The following is an 18,815-nucleotide window of genomic DNA, read 5'->3' on the forward strand; positions in this document are numbered from 1 at the left end:
TTAATCTCTATATAATACCACTCAAAATGCCATGGGTAGATTAGGTTAATAGCATAGCAACTAACACAATTAACAATAATAATGGATAACTTTGTGCATGACGTTTATCACTCAGATAAGGCATTAATAACGCTGAAAATCGGATACCTAACCAAGAGGATACAATCAATATCAACGCGCCTTTAATATAAATCATCCCCATAAAGCCTGTGCCTAACTCAAGATTTTTTGTCATCGCAAAATATAAATAGGTTAATGTGCCAGTAATTGCCATCGGTAAAGTTAACGGATTAGCGAACGCCGCCGCTTGGATCATACTAGCACCACGTCGTCTCATTAGTGGGACGGTCATTACACTGCCGCCAACACCTAAAAATGCAGCGACTGCGCCAATGAGCACACCAATCGGTGTATCTGCATAAAATCTCTTTTTAACCGCTCCAATACTATTTGAACTTATTTTCATAAAACCGGGGCGAATAAAACAATCAAATATTGTGATAACTAAGTAGCCAATAAATATCCAACGGATCCATTCACTGTCTACCGATAACGCGATAAATGCCCCCATAATTCCACCTAAAGAAATAGGGATAATAAATGGACGTATCATTGACCCGTTGAGATTACCTTTCAAATAATGAGCACGACACGAAAGTAGAGAAGAGAAAATCATCACACAGGTTGAAGTTGCCACTGCAATTTGCATGGCAACCTCTCCAGCGTTACTGCGAGGCCCCCAAACTAATATAATTAATGTGTATAATAAGGGGACTGTGATGAAACCACCGCCAAAGCCAAATAATGCAGTGGTGATCCCTGATATAAAACCAAATAAGCAAAGAAGAAGCTCCACATAAGTGTCCTCATAAATCATTTAGTTTTTTATCATATCGATGAAAAAGAAGGTTGGCTTATGCAAATTTGACAATTGAGTTTGAGATTTAGCCAAATCGCTAAACAATCACGACTAGCATTTTATCGGCTGAGATGTAATTAGTGACCTATTAATGAAATTAAAAAATACGCAAGAAAAACCTCAATAGCCAACATTTAAATCCTGTTTAGCTATCGAGGTTTCTTACATCACTAACTCACTATTTTTAAATCAATATTATTTGATTATTTTTTGCGTTCCTTTGCATCAGCCTCAACTTCCTGTTTCCAATCCTCTGATATTGGTGCAGCCATTTGCTTCGATTCAACGGCTTTGTTTACTGCTCGATAAGCTTTATCATATCCTGTTCCATCTTGGATATAGCCTGTCGCATTGGAGCCTTTAATTCCAATATTTTCAGCTTCTGAAATTGCATCGATATTCGCACCTAAGAAAATAAAGTCCCATTTATCTTCAGTTTCTGCGGATTTAATCATCGCTTTAATTTTTTCATGACTATACTTTTTACTTTTATTTTCTTCACCATCAGTAATGATCACAAACAATACATTATTATTCTTAGTGATTTTTCTATTTTCACGCATTTTTTCAATGCCTTCACCAATAGCATCCAGTAAAGCGGTATATCCATCGACAGAATAATCTTCCAAGGTTAAGTTAGAGATTTTACTTATTGGTTCTCTATTATGGAGTATTTTAGTTTTGTCATTAAATAAAATAGTTGTAATAAATGTCTTGCCATTTTTATTTCTATTTTCAGCTAAAACACTATTATAACCACCAATCGTATCTGATTCGAAACCAGACATAGAACCACTTTTATCTAAGATAAAGACTAAGTCTAAGACTTCCGTATCTTTGGTTGTTTCAATAACACTTTTACCCAGTGAAACACTCGAAAATAATAATATTAAAGCGGTTGATATCATGGTTAAAAACGACTTTTTTAATTTAGTCATCGCCGAATTCCTTGATGAAGTTACAGTTAATATGGCCTATAGCTATCATCCAATTTTAATAATTATTTCAAATAAGATTACTCTGCTTAATTGATAAGCATATTCTTAATTCATGTTTCACACTTATTGTTACTGATAATTATTACCGGAGAATAGGCTATACCAATTCGCCTTAAATTTTTTCATCATTACTGATAATACCAAAAATACAAAGCGTTATCGTATCCAAATACCACCATTTCTAAGCTGATTAATTTGTTTAAAAAACGCATTATATCTCTCATTTTCTTCAGAGCTATAATTTATAGAGGATGCCGTATACGCATTAACAAAATCAATGCTTAACTGATGAAACTGTGTATTTAATCTATCATGAATATCAGTGTTATTTGATTCTTGTAATTGCATAACTAATTTAATTAGCTGTTGAGCTGTTGACTGCACTTGAGGATCTAAAAAATCAACACTCGGTATTTCATAATTGAATTTCATATTCACTAAATTCATTGCGTTATCTTTTTCTATTTCAGAAATTAAACTTGAATTCTCTTTGAGATCGATATATTCAATTATTTCACTTTCATCAAAACACTTAGATTGAATATTACCTTCAAAATTATTATTTTTCGAAGCTATCAACGTAGGCAACTTCTCTCCGATAGGAGAGTGACATCTAAATAAATTTGCATCGATAATCTGAGCGCTAGTACTTCTAATCGGCATCGCTAGCTCATGACCATGAAAAATAATCGGCTGAATGGAGGGCTTGAATATATCACTATTTCCTTCTACGCTATAAACCTCTGATAATGTATAATATATAAAATGATACGGATTAATAATCCCACCAGAATTATGTTCGAATACCATAAATGTCGTTATATTATTTTTATTGTCCGCCATAGTATGTAAACCAGAAGAAAGCTGAATCATCCCATGATGGTTGGGTAATACATCATATTTTTTCCCATCTATTTTAAATATAATATTATTTTTCGTTGGATTACTATAATAAAACTTCCCCTTACTTTCCATGAGATCAAAATTATCACATGCAGAAATAAAAAATATACTCATAACCAACAATAAAAAATTCAATATAGCTTTCATTGTATTTTTCCAATATAATTTAAATATTAGGGCTTAATTCTAAAAATAAGAACTGAGTACTAATAGCTATAGCCACCCTATTTTTAATCTATATTGATAGAAAAAACTTTACTATATGTGCTTTAGTTTTTTTAGTTAGATACCCTAATATTATAATCTTTTGAAAAATAAGTATAAAAATAGATATCATACAAACTAATGTAATCAAAAAATTATTAACTTCACTAACTGAAGAATGGACATCACGCACGATAGCAAATAAAATTTAAGTTTTGGTTGAATATCATGAAAATTTAACTTTATTTAACATTAACTGAAAAACAATTACAGCCACAATGAAAACGAACAACTATAGGAAGCTTAGCTTTTTTTCCGTGCCTTTTACAAATCGAGTTTTCAATTTCAACAGCACGTTTTATTTCATTAATTTCAAGTCGTGATAATCGTTTATTCTTACCTGTTTCACTGCGAACTCTTTCACCACCGAGTTTAGCGCCTGACATAACAACCTCTTTTTAATGAAAAAATCAAAAATAGCGCCAAATAGCGCTATTGATCTATTTAGTTATTTAATCGCTTAGCTTAACACTGCGTGAGCTTCGATTTCAATTAACCACTCAGGTAAAGATAGCCCCGTAACAATAATCCATGATGACGCAGGTGGCGTTGCATTAAATTTTTCTTTTAAGGCTTTCGCAATATCGAGCTGTTCATCATGAGTATCAAAGCCTTGTTTAATATAGATCCTCAGCATCGAAACGTGAGATAAATCACCGCCGGCTTCTTTGATAACATGTTCAATATTGACTAACGATTGTACTGTTTGCTCATACATACCACCAGCCACAGTTTCTTGATTTGCATTAACGCCCACCTGCCCCGAAAGGAATAACTGGCGAGTACCTGTTGTCTCAATTGCCTGACTAAAACCATATTGTAAAGAATCAAAAACAGAAGAAGGATTAATTGATTTTTTTTGCATTTTCTCTCATCTACCAAAAGCTGTGAACGACTTTCTATTATAGATTAAAGAACTATATAAAGCCGAAACGATACAGTAAATTATCTAAAATAGATTGATTACAAAAAACTTACACATTTTTGCGAAAAGAGGCTAAAAAAATAGCCTCCACATTGACTGATGTGAGGCTATTTAAACCATTAATTCTGTATTGTAATTAAATAAGTGGCGGAATTGCTGGTAAAATTGGGACTTCAATAACAGTTGGTCCTTTACGACTAAAAGCATCTTTACAAGCTTGTTTTACCTGTTCAATCGTTTCTGCTTTTATCGCAGCACAACCATAACCCTTGCCTAATGCCACAATATCTAAGTTTGGGATATCTAACCCCGGCACTCCCGGTGTTTCTTCTAATACCGCAAATGATTTTAAAATCGCATATTCACTATTTCGCGGTATCACAAACACAATCGGCAAATTATGTTGAGCGGCACTCCATAAACCTTGAATTGAATATTGCATCGAGCCATCACCAATAATTGCCATCACAGGACGATTGCGACCGCTATCTCTTTCTGCTAATGCAAGCCCAACACTCGCGGGTAAGTTCCAACCTAATGAACCACTTGCAAAAGTATAAAATGAATCCGGTGATTCAATGGGCCATTCGCGATGTAATTCACCAAGATTAGAAGGTGACTCTTCAACCAAGATGGTTTCTTTCGGTGAAACAGCTCTAAGTGCACGAAATAATTGTGAGGCGCTCAGTGGAGTATCATTTGCCAGCGTCTCTGGAGCTGCCGGATGAGGCGCCATCCCATGTGATTGTTTAACAACTGTTTTCGCTGCTGTAGCTCTTGCTGTCACCAGATGAGTTAATCCTTCGATTGCGAGAACTGCATCACTTAATAAACTATCACCAACAGGCGATCGCCCTGCTTCAATCGGGTCGTCAGTAATATGTAATAAACGCAGGCCATCAGGAATATATTCCCCCCCTACATAAGGGTAATACCTAAAAACAGGTGCACCAATAATTATTGCTAAATCATGCCCTTGTAATTTTTCAGATAAAGGTGCAATCGCAAATGGAAGACCGCCTGCATAAAGAGGATGAGTTTCCGGAAAAGGTGGACGCTCTGACGCAGGGGCTGACCAAACTGGAATATTTAATTTTTCAGCCAGTTTAATTCCTGCATCCCAGCCTTGCCCTCTCGCAATTGCCGAACCATAAATCAGTACCGGATTTTTTGCAGCCGAGAGCGCGTCAGCAAATTCATGCAATCGCAGAGGATCGTAACCAATGCGTTCAGAAACTGAACGCACAACGGCATTATTGTCTACAGCAGGTTTGTCCCAATCATCAAGTGGAATGGATAAAAATACTGGCCCGGCCGGCGGCTGTAATGCCATAGCATAAGCACGCATAAAAGCAGCGGGAACATCTTCCGCGCGAACGGGTTGATAACTCCATTTAACCCAAGGCTTTGGTAGCACTTCTGGCTCAATATTCGTTAGCCAAGGTTCCATAAGTAGCATTTCACGAGTTTGATTACCGGCAGTAATAATTAATGGAGTACGATTCATGTATGCGGTTAAAATATTACTCATTGCATTACTTAAACCAGCAGAGGTGTGAACGTTGACCATCGCCACTTTACGCATACCTTGAGCATAACCATCTGCCGCCGCAACCGCCGAAGACTCGTGTAGCGTTTGTATATATTGGAAATCACTCGGAAAATCTTTTAAAAATGTTTCTTCTGTTGAACCAGGGTTACCAAAAACAGTTGTAATATCGAGTTTACGTAATAAATCAAATGTCACTTGGCGAATTGTTTTTTTCATTTAAAACATTCCATAAAAGAATAACGAAATGACCAATAATGATTGTCTATATTAGACTTAAAAATAAATATCACTCAAATAAAACAATCAATATTAGAATATATTTGTTTTTAATTTTATATTACATCAAAAAATGTAATAACTTACTTTTAAAATCAACTGTACTAGTATACCTATTCATTGAAAAGAGCTCTATATAAAAATAAGTGATATCGCTAGCTAGATGAAACGATAGTACTATATTTTCAATATAATTCAGTGCTCATTCACATTTAACACTACTTTTATTTTATATATTTAATCATAAAAAATTTTCTGAATTCCATCTACAAGCACTCTCTATAATTTGGTATTACTTTTCAATACCAATATTTCTTTAGAACCAGACATAGTATGTGATAATGATTTGGTTTTTAACGAATTTTTATCAATCGCTATATCATCACTAAGAGAGCTCATTTTAATTACGCCATTGTCATTAGTTAATACCACAATCGCATTCGCGACTCTAACCTCATTTTTACTAATCAGTGTTGATGATTTATTATAGTCAAAAGAAATGACATTTTTTTGACTATTAACATTTTCACCATGCCCACAAAAGGTCATTATTGAATACTCAAAGTTTTCATGAAGATAATCAGTAAGAACTTGATTATTAATTTGACCATCAGTTTTAGTCGATGATCCTGTCATTTTTTTATGACTATCAATTATCGACTTTGAACCATCTATTTCAGTTTCCCATTCTGATTTATTATTTCCTGGTTGCCCGCTATGTAGTGCATAAAAATGTTCATCTTTTATACCAAATACCATAGTACAACCTGAAAGCTCTCCGCTATGAATGAGTAGAGGCTGTTCTGGTTTAAGTTGTGATAAATTAAATCTGAAACCTACGGTTCCACAGTTACCATTATCCAATTGTATGCACTTAAGATTATCACTAAATTCTTGTTTATTATAATAATTACCTATTGGAGTTCCTAATATAATCTCGGCCGATTGAATATTTTTCCCACTATAGGCTTCAAGTCCATAAGCAATATCTAAGATATTGTTAGTAAGCTGTTCACTTTCTTTATCAAACCTAACATAATCGCATTCAATTGGTAATTTACTATCCACCACCTTAGTCGATATAATACCTTTTCCAATCAATGGGCTAACATCGCCTTTCATTACTTGAGCTTTATCTTTTAACAATTCACTCTTTTCACTAAGAGTAGTCTCGGTTTTAACACCATTAAATCTTGTTGTATTAGCGAAGTTAATTCTAGCATTCGCTCCTGAATCCGATATCACAACAGATTTATTAACAAGCTCTCTTAGGTTACTACGAGCCACCTTATTAAGGTTAGCATTAACAGAGCTCCGATAATTTTTTTTACTTATGCCTGAAGTTGAACGACTCAATTTACTAATTCCAAGACTAAAATTACTTTGATTACTGCTATTTTTTTTTCGAACACAATAATTAGTATTATTTTTAGTTGATAACGAATTGTTTTTTATCTCATTTATGTTTTTTAAAAACAACGAATTACCATTTTTCTTATACGTAACCAAATTAACATTAGTGCTCTTAATGTTATACAAACCAATCTTATTAAATATACTCATTATGCTTCATCTTGATAATTCATAGCCTGTATGAATATTAAATCATCAAATAAACTAGCCACTATCAAAAAACGATTAATATGTGAAAATTATCGATAAATTCTTGCAAATATTAAAACTACCAAACCACTCGTAATAAACCTAAAAACACTTTCAGTACAAAGAATTACATTTTTTATATCACATTAACTTCAATTTCCCCTAATTAACATTTGGTTTATAAAATTGAATTACAAATAAAGTACTCAACATAATAAACACCCTTGATACCGCGGCTTATATTGAGGTGATTACCGATAAATACGATTCGGCAAAGCTAATGGACAAAATTCGTGAATTTAGTACTTATTTGTATTCATCCCAGCGTTAATAAAAGAGCATAGCATCAACCCAATGCTCTTTTTCAATTTATTGATTATTTTGTTATTTTCGATAATCGTTCTGCAAATTTAATGCCATTTTTGCAAGCAACAATATCCGCCATAATAGCCAGCGCAATTTCAGATGGTGTTTTACTGCCTATTGGAATGCCAATAGGCGCATGTATCCGGTCAAGTTCACTTATCGACATTCCACCAACCGCTATTAGTCGTTCACGACGGCGATCACTCGTACGCTGTGACCCCATCGCACCGATATAAAATGCTGGGGTATTCACCGCTTCCATTAATGTCAGATCATCGATACGTGGATCATGGGTTAATGACACAATGGCGGTATTCACTGAACAGCTATTTTCTTCTAAGAAACGTGCAGGAAATAGTGAACTCATTTCAACCAAAGGGGAAATTTGCCCTGCAAAACGAGAAAGCTCATCGTTTCGGTGCTCACAAATAATCACCTCAAATCCCAGTGTCAGTGCGAAATCAGCACAGTACAAGCCAACATTAGAGATACCCGCAATGATAAGTCGAGGAGGAGCTGCAATATAAAGTTGAATTGAGTCATTTTGTCGCTCAATTTTTGTGGGATGTTGAGCATCAATCACTTGACTGATTTCCCCACACCGCGGCAAGGTAATTTTTTTAATAATCGCCGTATAGCCCTCAAGTGCTTTTTGTAACTCAAGAAGATAATTGAGAGAAACTGCATTATTTGGCAGGTATTCAATCAAAACGTCTAAACTACCATCACAAGGTAAATTCACTTTAGCGTCTACTCCTCCTTGGCCGTAGCGAACCACTTGGCTTTCTTTGAGGTATTCACCTGTTTGTATTCGTTGAATGAAATCCTCTTCAATACATCCCCCAGAAAGCGATCCCGAATACAGGCCGTCACCTTTTGCGACAAGAAGAGAACCCGGACTTCTCGGTGATGAACCATAAGTGCTTAACACGGTACATAGCCAAACGGGTTGTTCTTTAACCCATGTAATGGCTTGCGCTATCACAGAGACATCTTCACGTAACATATTTAAACCTTATTTATTATCAAGCAGAGGATAATCAATATCTTTGACGACACTTTTATCATTTATATTTAATTGATGGGTATAATGATGTTGTAATATTGATTTTGCCCCCTCATCTCCTGATAATTTAATTAATTCTTGCCTATATATTGCAGATATTCCCACAGGGTGTCCCGGTAAACCTTGGTATATAGGCCTCACTAGTGACCATGTTTTTAATTCTTGAGCGACTTGAACAAATAAATCACAACTAATGTAAGGCATGTCTGCTAAATGAATTAGCCATCCATCCCAATCTTGAGTCTTTTTGACGCCTAGCGCAATTGAATCGCCTAGCCCGTCACTATTTAATAATGAATATGGCACATTAAATTGCAAGCAATTGTTTATAACTTCCAGATTATCTGGTCTGGTTATTACATGTACAGGCAATCCGCTCTCGATTGAATTTACCAGTGTTTGTTCAAACACAGTACGCTCTCCCAAAAAGCTATTCAACTTATTTCCATGACCGCCAGCATTTTGAAAACGCTGACTTTTTCCTGCTGCAGTAATTAATATTCCAATTATCATAGTTTACTATTATGCATTAATAGATATTTTGTTTATATTATAGGGGTGCATACTCATCATTATTTAAGCTGCATGGTTGTTGACTGCACTCACCTAGCCGAGTCACATAGTTTATCTATGCCCCCGACTATCATCATTAGTCATCTACATGCACCTCGATTTTTTTGAGTATATATTAAATATTATAATAGTTTTTATTTATTGTTAACCCATTCGAATGATTCGTATTTAGACATTATTTTTTCTGCTACGTTAGATTATTTAAATCGATACTCGTTAGGTTGGTAATAAATTAAAAATAATAAAATAAGTGTAAGGGTATATTATGAGCAAAAGCAATGTCGAATTTACTCGCAGGCATTTTCTTAAGTGTGCTGTTATTGCGGGGATCTCTGTTTATTTAGCCCCTTTGTATAGCCGTGCTTTTGATGTGTTATTTGAAGAGAAAATTCTTCAATCCCCAGACTGGGACCCTGTCGATAAACGCATCAAATTTCGTATCGACGGTTATGCCAAAGTCCAAGGCGAAAAAGTATTTGCACGCGATATTCGAGCTCGCGACATTCCACACTGGCCAAAACAACAAGGTCATGCATTCTTACTTCGCGTAACCCAAGCCGACAAAATTTATACTGGTTTTGATCTCAGTTTACTAAATGATGGTTTGATGCCTGACAGAGTAGTCACTGCCACAGACCTCGAAAAAGACGGTGTCGCCTTCCCTGAGTTTTATGGTGATGATTTACTGCTTCCTGCGGGAAAAACACCCGCTTACCTTGGTCAAGCGGTAGCATTACTTATTTATCATGATTTTGCTAAATTTCGTTTCGCTAAAGAAACACTTAAATTTCGTGATGATGTCATTCAATATGGAGCACAAACTGGCCCATTACAGCGCGACCCATGGGGAAGCTATCGCGGTGTACGTATTGGAGATGAAGACCCATATTCACCTGATATATATTCCAGCCTAAAAGATATGCCAATTTCCCCCATTGGTATGAAAAAGCATCTACCCGTATGGCCTGAAGGTCGAGAAGGAGGAAAACTCGATGAAGAAGGCATGTATCATGCAGATCAACTCGCTAAACAGCTTGAGAACCCGCCTGAAGATTGGTTGATCATAAAACGTAATTACTTCTCACAATCTATTGATACAGCAGCGCTTGAGCCCGACAATGCAAATGGCTGGTATGATGCACAAACTCAATCATTCCATCTTGTTGTCCCGACTCAATCACCACAAGAAATTTCAGCGTCTTTACCTGAAATGTTAGCAAAATCGCATTTTCCAATTAAACGCATTTTCTTACACCCTTGCTTCACCGTCGGTTATGGCTCAAAAGACCATACCCCATTCCCTTACTATGGTGCGATGGCAACACTATATGGTGATGGCGTCCCTATCCGATTGGCTAACGACCGCTATGAACAATTTCAGTCCACCATCAAACGTCATGCGTTTGATATGGACTACACCCTCGCGGTCAATAAGAAAACCCATAAAATTGAAGCTCTTTGCGCCTCATTTGTTGGAGATGGCGGCGGGCGCTGTAACTTTACCCCCTCGGTTGTCATGGTGGGCGCAACGGGCGCACAAGCCATTTATTACATTCCGAGAAGTGACTTATCTGCGGTCGGTATTGCTTCCAGAGCCGTTGATGCAGGATCTGCTCGTGGTTATGGCACATTACAAGCCATGGCTGCCACGGATATGTTGATGGAAGAAGCGGCTAAACTACTGAAAGCCGATCCGATTGAATTTCGACTAAAAAACATTATCAAATCAGGGATGAAAAATACGCAAGGGGCTATCCCTGGCGGTGCAATTCGTGCTGATGAGGTACTCATTCGCTGCGCAGATCATCCAATATGGAAAGATAAAACCACACGAAAATCAGACTATGAAGCGAAACACCCGGGTAAACTATTTGGCACAGGCATTTCCTGTGTTCAAAAAGATTTTGGTACAGGTGCGGAATCTTCATTTGCTCGTGTAGAATTAACGCCAGAAGGTAAAATTGCCATTTATCATAGTGGTGCAGAAATCGGCACAGGGATGTCAACATCTCAGTCGGTTGTATGTGCCAAATGGCTAGGAAAACCAGCAGAAGAAGCGCATTTTTCCGTGGTTGACTGGTCAGTTTTACCTATGGTTTCTAGCGGTAACCCGTTTGCCATGTCCCAAGACGAACAAGACCGTTTAGCGCAAGATCCACTTTGGACACCAAATTATTGTTCTCCGGCAAGTGCCAGTAACTCCGCTTATTATTTCACTCAAAGTACAGAAGAAGCGGCACGTTTAGTCTTTGAGTATGGCCTATGGCCTGCGGCTATGTCGATTTGGCAAGAAGGTATTGGTGGAGGACAAGCAGCACCGTTAGTTGTTCGTCGTGAAGATGCTCGCTGGGTCGATAACGGATTGACAGCCGATGGACTTGAAGTTCTCCCACTTTCTCGCCTCATTGAGCGCACCTTTAAAATGGGTGGATTAACCGGCGCAGTTTGTCACGTATTTAACCGCTGGCAATGGGCGGAGTCTGATTATCAAATTAACGATGAGCTACGCCGTTTACCTATTGATGGTCTCTCATTACGTTTTGCAGGCAAAGAATATCAAGTCTGGAAGCGAGAGAAAGCCTATTACCCCGACACCCAACGCAATAATGCAGGGGTGACTTACTACAGTGCGGTGGCAACCGTATCAGAATTAGCTATCGATACTGCAACAGGAAAAGTTGAGCTCATCGACCACCATAGTGTCGTCGAATGCGGCAACTTAATTGTACCTCAACTCGTTTCAGGACAAATTCAAGGAGGACTAGCAATGGGAATTGGCCATGCACTCCATGAATATTTACCTCTCTATGAAGATGGCCCCGGCAATGGAACATGGAACTTTAACCGTTACCATCTGCCATTAGCCAGTGATGTGGCGGTTTGGAAACAGACCAGCGAAGTGTTACCCGGCTTATCCGAAACCGACCCGCCAAAAGGCGTTGCGGAAGTTGTGATGATCCCCGTGGTTTCATCTATCGTAAATGCCATTGCTGACGCAACTGGACATCATTTCTTGCACCTACCCGTGCGTCCTGAAGACATCTTAGAGGTAATCCAATGAGCTTAAATTTTCTGCCACTCACTTTAAATATTAACGGTCAACAATATGGGCCAATGGATGTTCCTGAAGGCTTGATGATGATCGACTTTTTACATGAGTATGTCGACTTGACGGGTTCACGATTGGGCTGTGGGCAAGGTATTTGCCACGCTTGTGTCGTTATCTTAGATAACCCATCAGGTACTAGTGAAGAGATCCGCACCTGTATCACAGGTGCACATTTCTTTAACAATAAAAAAATTCGTACCATCGAAGGTGCTGCAACCAAAGAAAAGGATGGGGAAGTTAAGTTATCCCCTGTTCAGCAAGCGTTTATCGAACATTTTAGTTTTCAATGTGGCTATTGCACCCCCGGTTTTGTGAACGCCGCCACCGTATTTGTTGAGGAATTACAACGTAATCCTATTGCTCAAGAAGATCTGGAAGATGCCATTAAAAAGGCGCTGAACAACCACATTTGCCGCTGTACGGGCTACGTCCGCTATTATGAGGCCGTTCGTGATGTTGTTCTTAGTATGCCGGGTTTGATTAAGGAGGCCATAAAATGATCAAACGTATTTTATTATGGCTAATCGCGATAGCTATTGTGGTTTGGGCGGTGCTCTATTGGTTTGAAAGTCGCACTCCCGATGGCCCTGTGCAAAAAGTCACCGCCTCCGCCCAGGAAATCGAACGTGGTCGCTACTTAACATTAGCAGGAGACTGCGCAGCCTGTCATACCGCTGCCAATGGGGCGCCAATGGCTGGAGGCTATCCCGTCGATACGCCATTTGGTGTAATCTACAGTAGCAATATTACCCCATCCGCTGACTTTGGTATTGGTCGTTGGACAAAAGAAGATTTCCATCGTGCTTTAACGGAAGGTATTTCGCCACCAAGTCGTCACTTATACCCTGCAATGCCTTATACCTCTTATAAAGGCGTCACGCGTGAAGATTCAGATGCCATGTATAGCTATCTGATGAGCCGAAAAGCGATTGATGTTGCACCTCCTGAAAACTCACTACCTTTCCCGTTTAATCAACGAATGGCAATGATTGGTTGGAACTTACTGTTTTTCAGTGATAAGCCGCTACCTGATAGTTCTCAGGGTAGCTCAGCTGAGTGGATTAGAGGGAAATATTTAGTCAATGTCTTAGAGCATTGTGCTGAATGCCATACACCTCGTGGCATCATGGGGGAAATGGAGCTAGATAAGTTCATGAAAGGTGGCTCATTAGGCCGTTTTACTGCGCCTGATATTACGCCAGAAGCTCTTGCTGCAAGAGGATGGACAACCGACGATTTACATCAGTTCTTCATGACGGGTATCACGGCTCAAGGCTCTGCCTATAGCGATATGCACCCTGTGATTTATCTCAGTTCGCAACATTTAACCAGTGATGACAATAAAGCCATCGCCACTTATTTGATGGGTGATACGCCACCTGCAACACTACCTACTAAATTAGGGTCTGGCAGTGAACAAGGTCGCCAAGTTTACCTTGAATCCTGTTCCGGTTGCCACGCATATGATGGCAGTGGTAAGCCGCATGTGGCTGTCGCAATGAAAGGAAATTCAACGTTACGAGATACTGACAGTACTAACCTGATCAATGTTATTTTAGATGGTTTACCTGAACAGCAATTCCCTAATAATGAAAGTATGCAAAGCATGCCGGGCTTTGCAGGAAAACTTGATGATAAACAAATTGCAGAGTTAGTTAATTTCTTACGTGTTGAATGGGGAGGACAGCCTGCGGATGTGACTCCTGAAAAAATTAAAACACATCGGCAGTAAGTATTGTTAAAAGCGAATAAGGCTTATTGGTTTACTCATAAGCCTTATTTTTTTGATGAACGATATTTTTTCTTAAACCAAAAGAGCAATAACAAAATAAAAATAATGGCTATCATCGCCCATAGAAAATATGAATGAATAGGCAGTCTGAGCACTATAGAGCTAACAAAATAGCCAATTGAGACAATACCGCAGCCCCATATCGCACCACCAAAAATATTTAGCACTAAAAATTTCAAAGGATTCACTTTGCTTGCGCCAATAATAATTGGGCCGACAGTTCTCATACCATAAGCAAAACGAATGCCGATAATAATCACATTTTCCCGTTGGCGAATAAGTTGCTGCACTCGGGCAATTTTATTTTGATGACGCTTAAAGCGGGGTAAAATACGACTTCCTGAAAATCGGCCAACGAGAAAAAGCACATTGTCGCTCACAATACCGCCGAGCGCGGCAAAAAGCATCGTCCATGAATACGATAACAATTGATTATGCGCCGCTATCCCAGATAAAAATGCCGCCGTCTCACCCTCAATCATTGTGCCGAAGAAGACGGCCCAATAACCATAATCTGTTATCCAACGTGTTAGCTCATCAGTCATTCAGTCATATTTCCTATCAAATTTATTTTTAGCTATTATTTTAATCATCATTTTTAGACTAAATGTCAGTTAAATTCACCCATAAATTTATTTATACATGATAAATAACAATCATTCCGTCTATTCTTTCACTTATTAGCATAATAATATTTCAACTCAATTAGTTTTTTCGATTACCTTTATTCAATTAAAGAAGGTTTATTTAAAATTATTCACTATCTTGCATAAATGACTTTATCATTAACAATATACACATATTATCTGTGGTATATTTTCATCTATAAAAATAGATATACACGGTCATCTGAGCAATTCGAATAAGAGCATTCAATTTAGTTGAAATAAACTTTCAATTAAAACCATAAAAGCTTCATTTTCTATCGCTATCTATTACGAATATAAGTCCAAAAATAATAAATTCTGGGAGTACAAAATGTCGGGACAAATTTCTAGACGAAATCTCATCAAACTAGGCACAATCGCAGGTATTGCGGTCATGGTTGGCCGACTCCCCTTCGCAATCGCCTTGGAAGTAGATTCAGATGCACCATCGACGGGATGGATAGGTCAAGATGGTAAAGCACGTTTCCGCTGGGATGGTATCGAAAAAGTTACAGGACAAAAAAACTTTGCTCGAGACTACAGAGCAAAAGATATTCCAGGCTGGCCTCAAAAACAAAGCTACGCTTTTATGTTAAAAGCCACTCAAGCGGATAGAAGCTTTGAAGGAATTGATATTTCAATGTTAGGGCCAAACTTACAGCCTGATCGTATTGTTCTACAAGAAGATCTCATTCGCGATGGACTGAATATTCCCCAAGATACCAGTATGGGAAAAGGCTTTTATGGCTATAATATTTTAGTCCCCAAAGGTGATACATCACCGATCATTGGCCATCCTGTCGCCATCCTTATTTATCATGACTTTGATCGTTATAGTGCAGCTCAACGCATGTTACGTTTTAATACCGATGTGGTGAAATACGGCGCGGTCACGGGCATCAAGCCACTCGCCAATTATGGCGCGGCACGTTATGTGCGTATCGGAGGAGAAACACCACTCTCGCCTTCTATATTTTCCCCCTATCAAGACTCGGGTATCAAAGGGGGATTCGATGGCAATACACCCGTTTGGCCGCCTTATGACCCTAAACATGCCATTACCGTTCCCCCCGTCATCCGCAAAGACCGTGGCGGTGGCTTTATTCAAGCACTACACCAAGCCGAAGATAAGCCAGATGCCCAAGAGAAGGGAATGGATTACGCACGACAAATTAATCAAGAAATTGAAGCGGCACGCCAAAATCCAGATAAATTTGTATTAGAGCGTCATGGTTTTTCACAATCTATCGACCCCTGTGCGATGGAACCTGATAACAGTAATACTTGGTATGATGCCAAAACCAAAACATTGCATATTTTGACAGCAACGCAGTCACCTGCTGGCGTTGTTAATGCAGCGGCCGAACTTTCAAAACGCAATAAGCACTTTCCAGTTGAAAATATTATTTTATTAACCGGTTCAACCGTCGGTTATGGCTCTAAAGACTATTCGGTGTTTCCATTCTATGCAATGGTGGCAAGTTTCTACGCTGACGGTCTGCCAGTTCGTATGGCAAACGATCGTTATGAACAATTTCAAATGGGTATGAAACGTCACTCAATTGAAATGGATGTAACCATCATCGGCGATCGAAAGACCGGTAAGTTTGATATATTAAGAGGAACTTACAATTGTAATGGTGGTGGTCGTGAAAACCTTTCTGTTGCGGTTTCTCACGTTGCAGTACGTGGCGCACAATCCATATATTACTTCCCTAAATCTGATTTGACTGCGTTAGCCATGGCGACACCCGCCGTAGAAGCAGGCTCAATGCGCGGATTTGGTTCATTGCAATCAATGGCAATTACAGAATTGATGGTGGATGAAATCGCGCATAACCTCAATATCGACCCCATCGAGCTACGCCGTCGAAATGCGATTTTAGAAGGTTATCCGAATACACAAGGCGGTGTTATTGCTGGTGACCCTCGCAATGTAGAAATGCTAAATTTAGTAGAAAAACATCCTCTTTGGCTTAATCGAGATAAAAAGAAAGCTGAATATGATGCTGCAAATCCTGGCAAACTCTATGGTGTTGGTTTTGCTCAAGTCCAACAAGTTTACGGTTCCAGTGGTGTACCAACCATCCTTTCCCTTGAATTCGATGCGCAAGGGCAACTCACTATGCGCCACTGTATGCAAGAAATCGGTACCGGTGGCACAACTGCGCAGCAAGTAATGGTTTGGCAAGCACTGAGTAAGGCGCCAGATGTTGTTGAATTTGGAGTTACTGAATTTGACCAACTGCCATTAAAAACCAGTTGGGCCAATCAGAAAAAACAAGATGAATTAGCAAAAAATGATCCTTATTGGACACCAGCACTCATCCCTGACATGAGCTCATCAAGTGGCGTTTATTATATCGGTTTCGGTACGCGCCAAGCTGGTCGCTTTTTACTTGAAAACTCGCTATGGCCAGCCGCAAAAAGTATCTGGAGTGAAGGCTTAGGTGGCGGGTCATTTAATGGTTTAAATGTTGAGTTTTCGGATATCCGCGTAGGACCTGATGGTATCGGAGGTGGTGGTATGAAGCCAATTCCCTTCAATATATTAGCCAAAAGAGCGCATCAATTAGGTCTCATCACGGGTGTTGCCGTGCATGGCTATTCAAGCTGGCAATGGGCACGAGCAGACTTTGACATTCCAACACTCGGTTTACGTAATCTTCCGCTGGATGCGTTATCTGTTCGATATGGTGATGGCGCGCCTCAAGAGTTGAAAAAACTCATGACAACGGGAGGATATCATTTCATTAAGCGTGAAATTGCTTATTACCCGCCAACACAGCGCGCTAAAGCAGACCCAACAACTGTGACCCCTGCGTCTTGTTTGGTCGAGCTTAACGTGAATACACTTACCGGTGAAGTCGACGTTATGCGACATCATATGATTATGGACCCCGGTACTATGATTGTGCCTGAATTAGTGTCTGGACAAATTCAAGGGGGAACTGCGATGGGTATTGGCCACGCGCTACTTGAAGAGCTACCGTTATATGAAAACGGCCCCGGTGATGGCACATGGAATTTTAATCGTTATGTTGTTCCACGCGCAAAAGATGTCGCTGTCTGGCAGCAAACCATTGATTACTTACCACCACTTTCAGAAACCTCACCACCAAAAGGTATGGCTGAACTTGGGATGATCCCAATATTGCCCGCCACCAGTAATGCATTAACCCATGCAACCGGTAAGCGTTTTTATGAATTCCCAATTACAGTAGAAAAAATCCAAAAGGCACTATCATGAAGATTAAAAATGCCGTTCCTATTATTGAAAAAATGCCATTAAGCTTAACAATCAATGGCAAAAAAATCGGCCCTATTGATGTTCCTGTTGGCATGCCGATGATTGAATTTTTACATGAATATCTTGACTTGACGGGAACTCACTTTGGTTGTGGGCAAGGTATTTGTCACGCCTGCACAGTGATGGAAGTACAAGCGGATGGCACCACTGTTGAAAGTCGTACCTGCATTTTTGGTGCTCACTATTTCAATAATAAAAATATTGTCACTATCGAAGGACAAGCCAAACTTGATGATCAGGGGAAAGTGACAGAACTTACACCTATTCAGCAGGCTTTCATTGAGAATTTTTCTTTCCAATGTGGTTACTGTGCCCCCGGTTTTGTTACTGGTGCAACGGTCTTTCTTAACCAACTCAAACACACCCCTGTAAAACGCGAAAATCTAGAACATGCGATAGAAGAAGCCCTAAATGAGCATATTTGTCGTTGTACTGGTTACGTTCGCTACTATGAAGCGGTACGAAAAGTCGCACTCGCTACGCCCGGCTGCGTGATTGACTAAGGGGAACAGA

15 protein-coding genes are annotated in these 18,815 nt (G+C 39.0%); 5 read left to right on the plus strand and 10 right to left on the minus strand.

All coding sequences use genetic code 11. The features are described from left to right. Nucleotides 1-40 precede the first annotated feature (40 nt). From AAZR93_RS14010 to AAZR93_RS14050, 9 genes are all read right to left on the minus strand, one after another. Complete coding sequence (locus tag AAZR93_RS14010) at nt 41-856, minus strand: sulfite exporter TauE/SafE family protein (RefSeq protein ID WP_434720148.1); 816 nt, start codon at nt 854-856, stop codon at nt 41-43. A gap of 266 nt (nt 857-1,122) precedes the next feature. Then, nucleotides 1,123-1,857 carry a vWA domain-containing protein gene (locus tag AAZR93_RS14015; protein ID WP_434720149.1) on the minus strand — a complete coding sequence of 245 codons (735 nt, stop codon included), beginning with the start codon at nt 1,855-1,857 and terminating at the stop codon, nt 1,123-1,125. Between the two features lie 216 nt (nt 1,858-2,073). Then, nucleotides 2,074-2,967: a hypothetical protein gene (locus AAZR93_RS14020; protein ID WP_434720150.1), complete on the minus strand. Its 894-nt coding sequence runs from the start codon at nt 2,965-2,967 to the stop codon at nt 2,074-2,076. A 299-nt stretch (nt 2,968-3,266) separates the two neighbouring features. Further along, the gene (locus tag AAZR93_RS14025) at nt 3,267-3,470 is read right to left on the minus strand and encodes a hypothetical protein (RefSeq protein ID WP_434720151.1); all 204 of its coding nucleotides are present in this window, start codon (nt 3,468-3,470) and stop codon (nt 3,267-3,269) included. Nucleotides 3,471-3,544: 74 nt separating this feature from the next. Next, on the minus strand, nt 3,545-3,949 hold the full coding sequence (locus AAZR93_RS14030) for a RidA family protein (protein ID WP_434720152.1): 405 nt from the start codon (nt 3,947-3,949) through the stop codon (nt 3,545-3,547). Between the two features lie 196 nt (nt 3,950-4,145). After that, a complete protein-coding gene (gene mdlC, locus AAZR93_RS14035) occupies nt 4,146-5,777 on the minus strand; it encodes a benzoylformate decarboxylase (protein ID WP_434720153.1) in 1,632 nt (543 codons plus the stop codon). 339 nt (nt 5,778-6,116) lie between these two features. After that, entirely contained in the window at nt 6,117-7,400 is a 1,284-nt protein-coding gene (locus tag AAZR93_RS14040) for a cytotoxic necrotizing factor Rho-activating domain-containing protein (protein ID WP_434720154.1), read from the minus strand. A gap of 415 nt (nt 7,401-7,815) precedes the next feature. Next, nucleotides 7,816-8,811 carry an XdhC family protein gene (locus AAZR93_RS14045; RefSeq protein ID WP_294109901.1) on the minus strand — a complete coding sequence of 332 codons (996 nt, stop codon included), beginning with the start codon at nt 8,809-8,811 and terminating at the stop codon, nt 7,816-7,818. A 9-nt stretch (nt 8,812-8,820) separates the two neighbouring features. Next, nucleotides 8,821-9,384: a nucleotidyltransferase family protein gene (locus tag AAZR93_RS14050; RefSeq protein WP_294109899.1), complete on the minus strand. Its 564-nt coding sequence runs from the start codon at nt 9,382-9,384 to the stop codon at nt 8,821-8,823. Nucleotides 9,385-9,709: 325 nt separating this feature from the next. On the opposite strand from AAZR93_RS14050, the gene AAZR93_RS14055 reads away from it, so the two are divergent. From AAZR93_RS14055 to AAZR93_RS14065, 3 genes are read left to right on the plus strand one after another with little or no spacing between them, the layout of a single operon-like run. Next, complete coding sequence (locus AAZR93_RS14055; RefSeq protein ID WP_434720155.1) at nt 9,710-12,505, plus strand: xanthine dehydrogenase family protein molybdopterin-binding subunit; 2,796 nt, start codon at nt 9,710-9,712, stop codon at nt 12,503-12,505. Continuing rightward, on the plus strand, nt 12,502-13,053 hold the full coding sequence (locus AAZR93_RS14060; protein WP_336431002.1) for a (2Fe-2S)-binding protein: 552 nt from the start codon (nt 12,502-12,504) through the stop codon (nt 13,051-13,053). The genes AAZR93_RS14055 and AAZR93_RS14060 overlap by 4 nt, the downstream gene beginning before the upstream one ends. Then, nucleotides 13,050-14,285: a cytochrome c gene (locus AAZR93_RS14065; RefSeq protein ID WP_434720156.1), complete on the plus strand. Its 1,236-nt coding sequence runs from the start codon at nt 13,050-13,052 to the stop codon at nt 14,283-14,285. The genes AAZR93_RS14060 and AAZR93_RS14065 overlap by 4 nt, the downstream gene beginning before the upstream one ends. 44 nt (nt 14,286-14,329) lie before the next feature. Here the strand turns inward: AAZR93_RS14065 and AAZR93_RS14070 are convergent, their stop codons facing one another. Then, nucleotides 14,330-14,890 carry a DedA family protein gene (locus tag AAZR93_RS14070; RefSeq protein WP_294109890.1) on the minus strand — a complete coding sequence of 187 codons (561 nt, stop codon included), beginning with the start codon at nt 14,888-14,890 and terminating at the stop codon, nt 14,330-14,332. Between the two features lie 433 nt (nt 14,891-15,323). On the opposite strand from AAZR93_RS14070, the gene AAZR93_RS14075 reads away from it, so the two are divergent. Continuing rightward, complete coding sequence (locus AAZR93_RS14075; RefSeq protein WP_336431001.1) at nt 15,324-18,242, plus strand: xanthine dehydrogenase family protein molybdopterin-binding subunit; 2,919 nt, start codon at nt 15,324-15,326, stop codon at nt 18,240-18,242. Further along, entirely contained in the window at nt 18,239-18,805 is a 567-nt protein-coding gene (locus AAZR93_RS14080; RefSeq protein ID WP_434720157.1) for a (2Fe-2S)-binding protein, read from the plus strand. The genes AAZR93_RS14075 and AAZR93_RS14080 overlap by 4 nt, the downstream gene beginning before the upstream one ends. Nucleotides 18,806-18,815: the final 10 nt, after the last annotated feature.

Source organism: Providencia sp. Je.9.19, assembly GCF_051129765.1.
Lineage (GTDB): Bacteria > Pseudomonadota > Gammaproteobacteria > Enterobacterales > Enterobacteriaceae > Providencia.

Excerpts from the sequence above, each read along its gene's own strand:
- AAZR93_RS14015 (WP_434720149.1), bottom strand. The coding sequence starts at position 1,857 with ATGACTAAATTAAAAAAGTCGTTTTTAACCATGATATCAACCGCTTTA.
- AAZR93_RS14020 (WP_434720150.1), bottom strand. The coding sequence starts at position 2,967 with ATGAAAGCTATATTGAATTTTTTATTGTTGGTTATGAGTATATTTTTT.
- AAZR93_RS14025 (WP_434720151.1), bottom strand. The coding sequence starts at position 3,470 with ATGTCAGGCGCTAAACTCGGTGGTGAAAGAGTTCGCAGTGAAACAGGT.
- AAZR93_RS14030 (WP_434720152.1), bottom strand. The coding sequence starts at position 3,949 with ATGCAAAAAAAATCAATTAATCCTTCTTCTGTTTTTGATTCTTTACAA.
- mdlC (WP_434720153.1), bottom strand. The coding sequence starts at position 5,777 with ATGAAAAAAACAATTCGCCAAGTGACATTTGATTTATTACGTAAACTC.
- AAZR93_RS14040 (WP_434720154.1), bottom strand. The coding sequence starts at position 7,400 with ATGAGTATATTTAATAAGATTGGTTTGTATAACATTAAGAGCACTAAT.
- AAZR93_RS14045 (WP_294109901.1), bottom strand. The coding sequence starts at position 8,811 with ATGTTACGTGAAGATGTCTCTGTGATAGCGCAAGCCATTACATGGGTT.
- AAZR93_RS14050 (WP_294109899.1), bottom strand. The coding sequence starts at position 9,384 with ATGATAATTGGAATATTAATTACTGCAGCAGGAAAAAGTCAGCGTTTT.
- AAZR93_RS14055 (WP_434720155.1), top strand. The coding sequence starts at position 9,710 with ATGAGCAAAAGCAATGTCGAATTTACTCGCAGGCATTTTCTTAAGTGT.
- AAZR93_RS14060 (WP_336431002.1), top strand. The coding sequence starts at position 12,502 with ATGAGCTTAAATTTTCTGCCACTCACTTTAAATATTAACGGTCAACAA.
- AAZR93_RS14065 (WP_434720156.1), top strand. The coding sequence starts at position 13,050 with ATGATCAAACGTATTTTATTATGGCTAATCGCGATAGCTATTGTGGTT.
- AAZR93_RS14070 (WP_294109890.1), bottom strand. The coding sequence starts at position 14,890 with ATGACTGATGAGCTAACACGTTGGATAACAGATTATGGTTATTGGGCC.
- AAZR93_RS14075 (WP_336431001.1), top strand. The coding sequence starts at position 15,324 with ATGTCGGGACAAATTTCTAGACGAAATCTCATCAAACTAGGCACAATC.
- AAZR93_RS14080 (WP_434720157.1), top strand. The coding sequence starts at position 18,239 with ATGAAGATTAAAAATGCCGTTCCTATTATTGAAAAAATGCCATTAAGC.